We start from the raw sequence: 11,908 nt of genomic DNA on the forward strand, positions 1-11,908 counted from the left end.
ATTATAAAGATAGATAAAGCGGTGTATTCCCTCTTCAAAAACGCCGCTGCGCCTACACGAACAAGCCCGGCGATCTCCTGCATGCAGGGATTACCCATTGGTTGTTTCCTTACATAAGTGAAAATTATCCACGCAATAAACAAGCCTATGACACCTAACAACGGTGCATAAAATACCATGCTCTCCATTAACTCACCTCTCTTTGCTCATAAAAATATGATTAACATGAAAGCAGAGTATACTTAAGCATCCTCGATGAATCAAGAAAATTTTAACTCCCGTGATTGCCGTTTAGAAATTTCGCAAAAAGATTGTTAATGGCAGTGTTTTTGACAATTGTTTACTTCAATTGCAAGCAAATGACGAAGTTGTTTGGCTTGACAATTGTTTACTTCAATTGCAAGCAAATGACGAAGTTGTTTGGCTTGACAATTGTTTACTTCAATTGCAAGCAAATGACGAAGTTGTTTGGCTTGACAATTGTTTACTTCAATTGCAAGCAAATGACGAAGTTGTTTGGCTTGACAATTGTTTACTTCAATTGCAAGCAAATGACGAAGTTGTTTGGCTTGACAATTGTTTACTTCAATTGCAAGCAAATGACGAAGTTGTTTGCTTGAAAAATAATAAAAGTTTTTGTATTTTTGGGTTATGGTTAGTGTTATAATAGTTGCTGCTGGGATAGGACAGAGGTTTAGAGAAAAAAAGCAGTTTGTGAAAATTGAGTTAAAACCTCTCATTGCTTATACAGTAGATAGATTTAATAAGAATGAGAACATAGACGAAATAATAGTTGTAATTGGAGAAAGAGATAAAACTGTTATGCAACAGATCATAGAAAAATATGATTTCAATAAAGTAAGAAAAATAATTAGTGGGGGGAAAAGGAGGATTGATTCTGTTTATCAAGGAATAAAAGCTTGTTCGAAAGATACATCCGTGTGTCTTGTTCATGATGGTGTAAGACCAAATGTAAGCGAAAGAATAATAAATGAGATAGTAAAAAAGGCACAGAGAAATGCCGTTATTTGCGGTATAAAACCCAGGGATACAGTAAAAATGGTGGAAGGCAGTAAAATGCATACTTTAAATAGAAAATCGCTTATTTTATCCCAAACTCCGCAAGGTTTTCCCTTTAATTTGTTTTTGGCTGCTATAAAAAGAGCCATTGAACAAGATAAAGATTTCACTGATGATGCAGCTATATGGGAATGGTTTTATAATGGTGAAATAGACATAGTGGAGGGGGACAGGATGAACATAAAGATTACTTACAAAGAAGATATGGAATTGGAAAAATGTCTTTTAAAGTTGGTATAGGATTTGATGCCCACCAGTTCACTGAAGGAAGAAAATTAATCTTAGGTGGTGTACGGATAGATCACCCTTTGGGGCTTGATGGCTGGTCTGATGCTGATGTGTTGACACACGCTATCTGTGATGCACTACTGGGTGCAGCCGGAATGGATGATATTGGCACTCATTTTCCCAATGTTGAACAGTATAAAGATACATCCAGCGTGATGTTTCTTGAAGAGATAAGGAAAATGCTTGACAAAAAAGGATTCCATATATGCAATATAGATGCTACAATTATTGCTCAAGAACCTAAAATATCATTGTATAAAAAGGATATGAAAGAAAATATAGCTTATACTCTAAAAATAAAAATAGATCAGATTAACATAAAAGCAACAACAACGGATAAAATGGGTTTTACGGGAAGAGGTGAGGGTATAGCGGTCTTAGCTATAGTAGGACTGGGGATGTAATGCAGGGATTAGGGAGATTACTTATTTTTGTAGGTATTGTGGTTGTTGTTATAGGGTTTTTATTTGTCGTTTTTCCAAAGATACCATATATCGGTAAGTTACCTGGAGATATATATGTAAAAAAAGACAATTTCAGTTTCTACTTTCCGCTTGCAAGTTGCCTTATTTTAAGTATAATCGTTTCACTGATTTTGTATTTTCTGACTAAACATTAAGGAGGTGTATAGTGTTGCCAATTGCTTATGCGGCAGGGGAAGGGGCTCCTCAAGGGATGGGTTCTATAGCCGGTATTCTTCCCTTTGTGTTGATTATTGTAATATTTTATCTCTTTCTTATTCTCCCTCAGCAAAAACAGAGAAAGAAACACAAAGAATTTGTTGATTCATTGAAGAGAGGAGATAAAGTTATTGTCTCCAGCGGTATCTATGGCACAATCACAAAGATAGAAGAAAACACGGCTCATTTAGAAATAGCAGATGGAGTAAATATAAAGATTTTGAAGAACAATATTACATCTAAACTGTAAATGCAAAAGAGTGTTCTTGTCAGATTAATAATCATTGCTATTATTCTTATATTGTTTGTTGTTTATGCTATTCCTACTTTTGTAAAGAATAAGAGTTCTTTGCCTTCTTTTTTCCCAGAAAAAATAGTTCATTTAGGCCTGGATTTAAAAGGTGGAATGCACCTGGTTTTAGGTGTAGATACTGAAAAAGCAGTAGAGACCATTGTAGAAAGGGCGGCTCGTCAACTAAGAATACAATTAGATAAAGAAAAAATAGCCTATAATGAAGTAACACCCAAAAAAGCTGAAATAAGTATCAGCCTTATTGACCCCTTGGATAAGGGTAAATTGTTGGAATTGATAGATAGAAATTACCCCCATTATACGATAGTGAAAGAAACGTTACCTATTGTGATAAAATTAGATAAAAAGGCAGTGGCAAAGATCCATACTGATGTTGTAGAACAAGCATTAAGTATAATACGAAACAGGGTAGACCAGTTTGGCGTAGCTGAACCTACAATTTTGAAATATGGGAAAGACAATATTATCGTTGAACTTCCTGGTATTAAAAATCCTGCAAGAGCAGTGAGACTCATCGGCAAAATGGCAAGATTAGAGTTAAAACTCGTTGATGAAAAGGCAGATATAACAGAGGCCTTACAAGGAAATCTACCCGAAGATGATGAACTACTTTATCAGATAAAACGGGATCCATATACGGGGGAGACGGAAAAGATACCTATGGTGGTAAAGAGGGATACCATAATAAGCGGTGAGATGCTGAAAAGCGCGCGAGTAAGCTTCGGTCAAACCTTAAACCAACCTCATGTAACTTTTGATTTGAACTCTGAAGGGGCAGGCATCTTTGCGCAGTTTACAGGCAGTCATGTGGGCAAAAGATTAGCTATTGTATTGGATAATATTATTTATTCTGCACCTGTTATCCAGGAGCGCATTGGTGGAGGAACAGGGCAGATTACGGGGAGTTTTACCACCAAAGAGGCACATGATTTAGCTATTGTTTTGAGAAGTGGATCATTGCCAGCACCGGTAAATGTATTGGAAAACATTACTGTTGGTCCCTCGCTGGGGAAAGATTCTATAAAAAAAGGTGCAATGTCGGCTTTTGCAGGTGCTGTTTTAGTTGTTCTGTTCATGATCTTTTACTACCGTGCATCCGGTCTTCTGGCTGATTTTGCCCTTATCCTAAATATCATCATTATATTTGGCGCATTGGCTATGTTTGGTGCTACACTGACCTTGCCTGGATTGGCAGGAATTGCTTTAACTATCGGTATGGCTGTGGATGCAAATGTGCTTATATTTGAAAGAATAAGAGAGGAATTACGAATAGGCAGAGCTATACATGATGCTATAAATACCGGATATAAACGTGCCACCTTGACCATATTTGATGCTAATATTACAACCCTTATCGCAACATTGGTACTTTATCAATTTGGAACAGGCCCTATCAGAGGGTTTGCTGTTACCTTAAGTATCGGCATTATAGCCAATATGTTTACAGCTATTGTGGTAACCAAATTTATCTATGATATTGTGTTGATGAAATTCTCACCTAAGAAACTCAGCATATAGGAGGAGCAATGGAGTTTATAAGCCCTAAGGTGAATATAGATTTTGTGAAGAAAATGAAAATGGCAGCGGTGATTTCTTGTATCATCATAGTTATAGGTATAATCTCTTTAATTGCTCATGGTGGTCCCAGGTGGGGTATTGAATTCAAAGGGGGTACATCCATTCAGGTTTTATTTAAAAAACCTGTTTCTGCGGTTTCTTTAAGGATGAGTTTAAAAGAGGCAGGATTTCCTAAAACAAAGATTCAGAAAATTGGAAGGGGGAATGAATTCCTTATATATAGTGCAAAATCTTCATCTGGTGTAAAGAATGTTGCAGATGGGATAAAGCAGGCCTTGAAAAGTTCCTATGGAAGTGATTTTGAGATAAGAAAGGTAGATATAATAGGTCCAAAAATTAGCAAAGATTTAAAGAAAAAAGGTATTACGGCGATGGTTATAGCTGTTTTTGCTATACTCGTTTATGTGGGGTTGAGATTTCAATTCAGGTTTGCTACAGGAGCGGTTTTCGCTTTAATACATGATGTGCTGATCACTATTACCGTTCTTTCCTTATTTAATTTTGAGTTCACATTGGATATTATCGCTGCACTTTTAATGATCATAGGCTATTCTTTGAATGATACGATAGTGGTATTTGATAGGATTAGGGAAAGAGTGAGAATGGCAAAAAAGATATCCAAGAAACTGGCAATAAACAGAGGAATTAACGAGGTATTATCCAGGACAATTCTTACCTCTCTCACCACATTTTTTATTATACTCTGTCTTTTTTTCTTGGGCGGTGGAGTAATTCATGGCTTTGCTTTTGCCTTGCTTATCGGAATATTATCAGGAACATACTCCTCCATTTTTATTGCCAGCCCCATGCTTCTTGTATTCAAGGGCGAGCTTTTACCTCCTCCAAAGGAAATTAACCTGCAAGAGAAGTTTAAAGTTTCCCCTGATTGAAAAATTAGCGTCTTACCATCAGCGTTCCGCATTTAGGACACTTTATTTGATAACAAGGCGCGCCTCTTCCGTGAGGCATGCTGTATCCGCATTTTGGGCATACGCAGTTTCCACCTCCGCCCATTCCTCTTCCTCCACCCATTCCTTTACCGCCTTGTCCTGCTCCGCGACCTGTTCCGCGACCTGTTCCGCCGCCTTGTCCTTGCCCAAAGATTTGTGTCATAATCACTTTTCCTCACTTTTTTTTAGCTCGTCCAATCTTTTTTCTAAGCTTGTAATTTGTTCTCTTAATGCTTTAATTTCTCTTTCGACATAATCTCTCTCTTCCGCGCTTGAAGGTGGACGGTAAGGTGTAGGTGCGTTGTAGGGCGGGTAAAATGCTTCAGACCGTCTCCATCCGAATCCTCTGCCCCATCCTCTGCACGCAGAGAAACCAGGGCCACCAAAACCTGCGCAGTATCCTAACCCTCTTCCTGTTCTTGCTCCTAACCCTAAAGGGCCTGTTCTATCTCCACCTGGCATATCTAATACCTCCTTTTTTAAATAACTTTTTATAAGATATTCCTATTCAAATTTTTTCAAGTTACCCGCTTACTTCTTTTTCTTTAAGCTTTAATAACTTTTCCTTTAAAAACTGCACTTCTTTTTTTAATCTTTTCAATTCGTCATTTTCTGTGGTTTCAGATGGAATTTCTTTTGGAATAGCTTCTTGAGTAATATTCCCTTTCAAGTAGCTATTTAAAACATCTTTTACTTTACCATATACACCTATTACAGGTTTGACCCCAAGAGAGCTGAAGTACTCTTGTGCTTTCGGTCCCATGCCACCCGTAAAGATAACATTTGCTCTGTGCTGCGCAATGTAATTGGGCACATCACCCATCTGGTGGGAATCTAAAAACGGTGTTTCTTCCACTTTTACATCTTTTATTTTCTCTTCTTCCACCTCTACAAATGTGTAATAGGGACATCTCCCAAAATGATATGCTACCACACCATCCAACCCTTTTTCATCATCACAAGCAAAAGCCAAAATCATCTTTACCTCCTCTTAAAAATTGTCTTCTTTTTTTCTTTTTTCCTGCAATATCTCGTTTGCACAGGATAGCAGCTTAAATACATTATCTGTCCCTATTGACCATATATAACCATCTCTTTCTCTTTTTGCCATTACAATTCCTACATCATATAAAATACTCAAATGACGAGAAACAACCGAAGGATGGAGTCTTAAAAAATTAACAATTTCGTATGTATGTTTTTCCCCGCTCTTTAAAAACTGTATAATTCGCAAACGCTGGTCACTCGCCAATGCAAAAAATAGAACACCTCTTTGATCACGAGGAAAAACTAAATGGCAGCCGCCTCTCCGCATCTTTTCTCCTTTGCACAATTCTGCAATAATAATATAACAATATTGAAAATAGTCAAGTAATAATTAGAGGTAACTGTTAGAAAGAATAAAGAAGTCATTCCCCGAACAATCTTTTGCATGTTTATTACATCTTATATAAACAATTGACAGAGAAAAAATTCGTGCTAATCTATATATACATATTTTTGAGGAGGCTAAGATGAAGGAAAGGATCATGGATGAACTGAAAAAGGTTAAATTTCCTGAACATACAAAAGATGTTGTAAGTTTAGGTATAGTAGAGGATGTGGAGATAGGTGAGAATGGAGAAGTTACGGTAAAAGGCTCATTAGGCATAGAAGATGAAATAACCTCACAAAAACTAAGATCAAGTATAACACAGGCATTAGAAAAGATAGAAGGTGTAAGAAAGATCAATGTAAAGATAGGAAAAAAGAATATTGTTCCTCGGATAAAACACATTATCGGCACGACTTCAGGAAAGGGTGGCGTGGGTAAGACCACGGTAAGTGTGAATATAGCTCTGGCGCTGGCTAAATTAGGCCAAAAAGTAGGTATCCTGGATACAGATATTTATGGACCAAATGTACCGAAAATGATGGGTATAGAAGAAGAAGCTATAAGATTAAACCAAGAGGATAAAGATAAAATGTTACCCGTGGAAAAAGAGGGGATTAAGGTGTTCTCCGTTGGCAACCTCATTCCTAAGGGAACGGCACTTATCTGGAGAGGACCATTAATTCATAAGACAATAGAACAATTCCTGGAAGATGTTACCTGGGGAGATTTAGACTTTTTGGTTGTAGATTTTCCTCCGGGGACAGGCGATGCCCAGCTGTCTATGGCACAACTGACCAAGGTAACAGGCGGTATTATTGTTACTACACCGCAGGATGTGGCTTTAATGGATGCTGCAAGGGCAGTAGATTTCTTTAAAAAACTCAAGATTCCTGTATTCGGTGTAATTGAGAACATGAGTTACTTTGTTTGTCCTCACTGTGGTGAAAAAGTGGATATATTCAGTCATGGTGGAGGAAAAAAACTCAGTATTCAGCTTTCCTTGCCATTCTTGGGAGAAATACCTATTGATACAGATATCAGAATAGGTAGCGATGAAGGAAAACCCATTGTGGTTAGCAAACCTGATTCATTGGGAGCTAAAGCCTTTATAAATGCAGCAAAAAAGATTATAGAAGAGATAAAAACCTTAGAAACATTATAAAAAAATGAAAATCTTTGATATCTTTAGAAAATCGCCGTTCCAATCCCTGCAGGAAATGATGAATAGCGGGAATGAGTGTGTTAAACTCATTCCCGCTATTTTTGACGCTTTTTTATCAGGGAAAGAGAAAGAAGTTCAAAGACTGGCAAAAGAAATCTCCGATAAGGAATATGAAACAGATATAATCAAAAATGAAATCAGGAGTTCTTTGCCTAATAGTATATTTATGTCAGTAGCACGAGGAGATGTATTAGAAATTATTACCTCTATAGATGCCATTGCCGATGCCGCTGAAGATGTTGGTGTTTTACTCTCTTTTAAAATGGTAAAGATTCCTTCTGAGTTGGTAGAGAAAGTAAAATACTTTGTGGAAAAGGTAACAGATGTGGCTAATCTCTCCAAGACAGTGGTTGATGAATTGGAAACATTGAGGGAATCCTCATTTGCGGGGCCAGAAACAAAACATATCACTGAGTTGCTGGACAAACTGAACGAAGAAGAACATAAAACAGATAAGTTAGGATATGAGATTACCAAGATTATATTGAATACCTCGGAAAAGTTTAGTTTTGCCGATCTATGGTTGTGGTTGAAAATTATACAGGCTACGAGTGATGTAGCCAACGCTGCAGAGAAGTTGGGTAACAGGATCAGACTCATCATCTCTAAATAAATATGCACAGTATTCTTCTTATCATTGCCATCATTTTCGCACTTTATATGGCGTGGAATATAGGAGCAAATGATGTAGCCAATGCTATGGGTACATCTGTTGGCTCACGCGCCCTTTCATTTAAACAGGCGATAATAGTCGCTGCCATATTTGAATTTGCCGGTGCAGTGCTTGTGGGTGGTCACGTTACGGGTACTATTGCTAAAGGGATAGTCAGCCCTACAAGCTATGCAGCTAATACATTTGCGCTGGGCATGGTATCCAGTCTGCTTGCCTCTGCCATCTGGCTGAACATCGCCTCCCGTTTAGGTATGCCTGTTTCTACCACTCATTCTATAGTGGGTGCAGTCATGGGATTTGGTATTGTGGGAAGCGGATTTTCCTCCATTCATTGGGCAAAAGTTCTGCAAATTGTATTGAGCTGGATCATTTCTCCCTTGATAGGAGCCTTTATTGCTTTTCTTATCTTTTCTTTTATAAAAAAATTGATTCTTCAGGTAGATAAGCCTGTTGTTGCTGCCAAGAAATACGCACCTTATTTAGCGTCCTTAGTTATTTTAATACTTACTTTTGCTATTTTTTACAAGGGTTTAAAAAACTTACACCTATATCTTTCGTTTAACAAGGTACTACTTGTTGCTTTTATAATTTCCGCTATCACATTTTTTGTGACCAAGATGCTTACCGCTAAGGTGGAGGTGAGGGAGGTACCTTACAAAAAAAGATACCCTCAGGTAGAACGCGTATTCAAAGGATTGCAGATAATAACTGCTTGTTCCATGGCTTTTTCGCATGGTGCAAATGATATAGCGAATGCTGTGGGACCGTTAGCAGGAGCAGTATTTGCATATAAATTTACGGAAGGCATATCAGAGGTCTATGTACCGGTATGGGTTTTAGGTATAGGAGCTTTGGGCATCGTTGTTGGACTGGCTACTTATGGATTTAGAGTGATCATTGTCATTGGAAGAAAGATTACCGGCATGAATCCTTCAAGAGGATTTTCGGCAGAACTTGCCGCAGCCACCACTGTTTTACTCTGCTCCAGATTGGGTCTTCCCGTATCAACTACTCATACCCTGGTTGGTGCTGTGATTGGTGTAGGTCTGGCCAGGGGTGCAGCATCCTTAAACTTGAGAATCATTAAAGATGTTTTCTTAGCCTGGATTTTAACTGTGCCTATAGCGATGGTTTTATCCATTGTAATATACCTCATTTTAGGAATGTTTTTTAGATGAGAATAGCATCCATAGATTTGGGAACAAATACGCTGAGAATACTCATTGCCGATGTAAAGAAAGATAAATTATATCCTCTTTTTTCGCAAAACGCATTGGTTAGGATAGGAGAGGGTATATCTAAACAAAGATTGCTTAAAGTCTCAGCTATGGAAAGAACGATATCTGCACTTGAAGGATTCAAGAAAAAGATAGATGAATTTCAGGTTCAAGAGGTATTATTTTTAGCCACCAGTGCATTGAGAGAGGCAGAAAATAGAGATGTTTTTTTGAAAAAGGTAAAGAAAATAGGTTTTTCACCAAAGATTATCAACGGAAAAAAAGAAGCAGAACTTACTACGAAAGGTGCTCTATTTCTGCTCAAAGAGAAATATAAACTGAACAATACTAATCTCTTTTTTGATTTAGGCGGTGGAAGCACGGAATTTGTCATCTTTGATAAAGGAATAAAACATATCTTAAGTATTCCTCAAGGAGTGGTAAAACTCACGGAATCCTTTTTATTACATGATCCTCCAGCAAAGAAAGAATTAGACAAATTAAGGGATTTTGTTGGACATACATTATCTGAATTATTGAAGGATTTCTTGAGCTATTCAATAAAAGAGATCATTGGTGATGCAGGAACGGTAACCACTCTGTCTGCTATTGCTTTAAAACTTAAAGAATACGATGAAGAAAGAACCACGGGATTTCATCTAAAGAAAAAAAAGATAGAAGAATTAAGAGAGAAAATGGTAAGATTAACTGCAAAGGAAAGGCTGCATCGTTTTCCCATATTAGAAAAAGGAAGAGAAGATGTAATTGTATCAGGATGCATATTCCTGGAGGAATTGTTGGATTTGTCTAAAAAAGATGAGATCATCTCCACCGATGGAGGCTTAAGGGAAGGCATTATTGTGGAGAGATTTTCTCTACCCTGGACTTAACAATGCCATCTTGCAGTTGTGTTTTTAATGTAGATTTAAGAGAAACATCCTTTACAGTTTTTATTACCTGTCCTGCTTCATTGTATGTTATGGAATAACCTCTTTTTAAAATAGATGTAGGGTTAAGCGCACTTAATTTCTCCCTTAGTCCCTTAAATTGTTCCCCTTTTCTCTCATATACAATATTTATTTCTCTAATTATCTTTTCTGCTAAATCATCTATTTTTCTCATCCTATCCTGTAATGAAGAGATAAATCTAAGTATGTTTTTTTCACCCCAGGTAAGGTCATATTCTCTCTTTCTCATTTCAAACATCCTTAAGGCATTGTTTTTTATACTATTTCTAATTAAATTTATTTTTTCCAAAAGTTCAAATCTGTTTTTTACAACCAGTTCTGCTGCGGCTGAAGGAGTGGGTGCACGCAAATCTGCAACGAAATCTGCAATGGTAAAATCTACCTCATGACCTATAGCACTGATTAAAGGATAACGACAGGCGTGAATTGCTTCCGCTATCTTCCTTTCATTGAATGTCCACAAATCTTCCCACGAACCTCCGCCTCGGGATAAAATCACCACATCTACATCAATAAAACCTGTATTTATTATATTAAGAGCCTGTGCTATCTCATATTTTGCTGTTTCTCCTTGAACTTGCACTGGATAGATGTAAAGTTCAATACCTTTTGCTCTTCGTGAAATAATATTGACAATGTCTCTAACAGCTGCGCCAGTGGGAGAGGTTACCACTATAATCTTTTTGGGGAAAGGAGGAATGGGTTTTTTATGTTCAAAATAACCCTTTTTTTCCAATTCTTGTTTCAATTGATCAAAAGCAAGTTGTTTTGCTCCCAATCCTTCAGGTTCAATATGTCCTACGATGAGTTGATATTCACCCCGAGGAGGATAGACGCCAATATTGCCCAAAGCAATAACTTTCATTCCATTTTTTGGCAAAAAGTCTATCTTTTGAGTTGTACTTCTGTAAATTACCGCTCGTATGCTGCTTTTTTCATCCTGTAATGAAAAATACATGTGTCCAGAAGAGTGATGTTTGAAATTGTTTATTTCTCCTTCTACCCACACTCTGCGGAAATTTTCTTCTAAAAGATTTTTTATATGCATAGTGAGTTCTGTTACAGAATAGACAGCCTTCATATTTTCATTTTAACATGAAAACACAGCTGATACAAATTCCTACTGGTGTGAATAAGCGAAAAATACTATTATAAAAAATATGGATTTAAAAGCGGTGATATTTGATTTAGACGGAATTGTTGTAAATACAGTTCCTTTGCATTTTAAAGCCTGGAAAAAGATGTTTTCTGAATACGGAAAAGATTTTAGCTTTCAAGATTACAAAGAAAAGGTAGATGGCATACCCAGAATAGACGGAGCAAAAGCCATTCTGCCTCAATTGTCCCAACAAGAACTAAAAAAAGCAGCTTCAAAAAAACAAAACTATTTCCTGGAATTTTTAGAGAAAGAAGGAGTAAAAGTTTATGAAAGCACATTAAATTTAATAAAAAACTTAAGGAAAGAGAGTATAAAAGTGGCAGTGATCTCTTCCAGCAAAAACTGCCTTTATATTTTAAAGAAGGCTAATATAGATAATCTATTTGATGTAATAATTACCGGTAA

The 11,908-nt window shown here is 37.0% G+C and carries 18 protein-coding genes; 12 read left to right on the forward strand and 6 right to left on the reverse strand.

Annotated features, from left to right (window positions below):
- A partial coding sequence (locus J7J10_01705) for a sodium/proton-translocating pyrophosphatase (GenBank protein ID MCD6129656.1) occupies positions 1 to 188 on the reverse strand: 188 nt, incomplete at its 3' end.
- A 161-nt stretch (positions 189 to 349) separates the two neighbouring features.
- Between J7J10_01705 and J7J10_01710 the strand changes: the two genes are divergently transcribed.
- From J7J10_01710 to secF, 7 genes are read left to right on the forward strand one after another with little or no spacing between them, the layout of a single operon-like run.
- Positions 350 to 667 (forward strand): hypothetical protein, encoded by a 318-nt coding sequence (locus J7J10_01710; GenBank protein ID MCD6129657.1) that lies wholly within the window; start codon positions 350 to 352, stop codon positions 665 to 667.
- Positions 652 to 1,320, forward strand: coding sequence for a 2-C-methyl-D-erythritol 4-phosphate cytidylyltransferase (gene ispD / locus J7J10_01715; protein ID MCD6129658.1), 669 nt, complete (start codon positions 652 to 654; stop codon positions 1,318 to 1,320). The genes J7J10_01710 and ispD overlap by 16 nt, the downstream gene beginning before the upstream one ends.
- Positions 1,299 to 1,772, forward strand: a complete 474-nt coding sequence (locus J7J10_01720; protein ID MCD6129659.1) for a 2-C-methyl-D-erythritol 2,4-cyclodiphosphate synthase — start codon at positions 1,299 to 1,301, stop codon at positions 1,770 to 1,772. Before ispD ends, J7J10_01720 begins: the two co-directional genes overlap by 22 nt.
- Positions 1,772 to 1,987: a DUF2905 domain-containing protein gene (locus J7J10_01725; protein ID MCD6129660.1), complete on the forward strand. Its 216-nt coding sequence runs from the start codon at positions 1,772 to 1,774 to the stop codon at positions 1,985 to 1,987. Before J7J10_01720 ends, J7J10_01725 begins: the two co-directional genes overlap by 1 nt.
- Positions 1,988 to 2,043: 56 nt before the next feature.
- Positions 2,044 to 2,298: a preprotein translocase subunit YajC gene (gene yajC, locus J7J10_01730; protein ID MCD6129661.1), complete on the forward strand. Its 255-nt coding sequence runs from the start codon at positions 2,044 to 2,046 to the stop codon at positions 2,296 to 2,298.
- A complete protein-coding gene (gene secD / locus J7J10_01735) occupies positions 2,299 to 3,879 on the forward strand; it encodes a protein translocase subunit SecD (GenBank protein ID MCD6129662.1) in 1,581 nt (526 codons plus the stop codon). It abuts the gene before it with no gap.
- A gap of 8 nt (positions 3,880 to 3,887) precedes the next feature.
- Positions 3,888 to 4,829 (forward strand): protein translocase subunit SecF, encoded by a 942-nt coding sequence (secF, locus tag J7J10_01740; GenBank protein ID MCD6129663.1) that lies wholly within the window; start codon positions 3,888 to 3,890, stop codon positions 4,827 to 4,829.
- Between the two features lie 4 nt (positions 4,830 to 4,833).
- On the opposite strand, the gene J7J10_01745 is transcribed toward secF, so the two are convergent.
- From J7J10_01745 to J7J10_01760, 4 genes are all read right to left on the reverse strand, one after another.
- On the reverse strand, positions 4,834 to 5,052 hold the full coding sequence (locus tag J7J10_01745) for a hypothetical protein (protein MCD6129664.1): 219 nt from the start codon (positions 5,050 to 5,052) through the stop codon (positions 4,834 to 4,836).
- Between the two features lie 2 nt (positions 5,053 to 5,054).
- Positions 5,055 to 5,351, reverse strand: coding sequence for a DUF5320 domain-containing protein (locus tag J7J10_01750; protein MCD6129665.1), 297 nt, complete (start codon positions 5,349 to 5,351; stop codon positions 5,055 to 5,057).
- A 61-nt stretch (positions 5,352 to 5,412) separates the two neighbouring features.
- A complete protein-coding gene (locus tag J7J10_01755) occupies positions 5,413 to 5,868 on the reverse strand; it encodes a NifB/NifX family molybdenum-iron cluster-binding protein (GenBank protein MCD6129666.1) in 456 nt (151 codons plus the stop codon).
- 12 nt (positions 5,869 to 5,880) lie between these two features.
- Positions 5,881 to 6,204, reverse strand: a complete 324-nt coding sequence (locus tag J7J10_01760) for a winged helix-turn-helix transcriptional regulator (protein MCD6129667.1) — start codon at positions 6,202 to 6,204, stop codon at positions 5,881 to 5,883.
- Positions 6,205 to 6,403: 199 nt separating this feature from the next.
- Here J7J10_01760 and J7J10_01765 point away from each other — a divergent pair, with 199 nt between their 5' ends.
- The 4 genes from J7J10_01765 to J7J10_01780 are packed head-to-tail and all read left to right on the forward strand — an operon-like array spanning position 6,404 to position 10,266.
- Positions 6,404 to 7,426 (forward strand): Mrp/NBP35 family ATP-binding protein, encoded by a 1,023-nt coding sequence (locus J7J10_01765; protein MCD6129668.1) that lies wholly within the window; start codon positions 6,404 to 6,406, stop codon positions 7,424 to 7,426.
- A 4-nt stretch (positions 7,427 to 7,430) separates the two neighbouring features.
- Complete coding sequence (locus J7J10_01770) at positions 7,431 to 8,099, forward strand: TIGR00153 family protein (GenBank protein ID MCD6129669.1); 669 nt, start codon at positions 7,431 to 7,433, stop codon at positions 8,097 to 8,099.
- Between the two features lie 2 nt (positions 8,100 to 8,101).
- Complete coding sequence (locus J7J10_01775; GenBank protein ID MCD6129670.1) at positions 8,102 to 9,337, forward strand: inorganic phosphate transporter; 1,236 nt, start codon at positions 8,102 to 8,104, stop codon at positions 9,335 to 9,337.
- Complete coding sequence (locus J7J10_01780; GenBank protein ID MCD6129671.1) at positions 9,334 to 10,266, forward strand: Ppx/GppA family phosphatase; 933 nt, start codon at positions 9,334 to 9,336, stop codon at positions 10,264 to 10,266. Before J7J10_01775 ends, J7J10_01780 begins: the two co-directional genes overlap by 4 nt.
- On the opposite strand, the gene J7J10_01785 is transcribed toward J7J10_01780, so the two are convergent.
- Positions 10,232 to 11,425, reverse strand: a complete 1,194-nt coding sequence (locus J7J10_01785) for an exodeoxyribonuclease VII large subunit (GenBank protein ID MCD6129672.1) — start codon at positions 11,423 to 11,425, stop codon at positions 10,232 to 10,234. The two genes, J7J10_01780 and J7J10_01785, sit on opposite strands and share 35 nt — an antisense overlap.
- Positions 11,426 to 11,504: 79 nt before the next feature.
- Here J7J10_01785 and J7J10_01790 point away from each other — a divergent pair.
- Positions 11,505 to 11,908 (forward strand): HAD hydrolase-like protein (locus J7J10_01790; GenBank protein MCD6129673.1); only part of this gene is annotated, 404 nt, incomplete at its 3' end.

The organism is Deltaproteobacteria bacterium (assembly GCA_021159305.1).
GTDB lineage: Bacteria > Campylobacterota_A > Desulfurellia > JAGGSF01 > JAGGSF01 > JAGGSF01.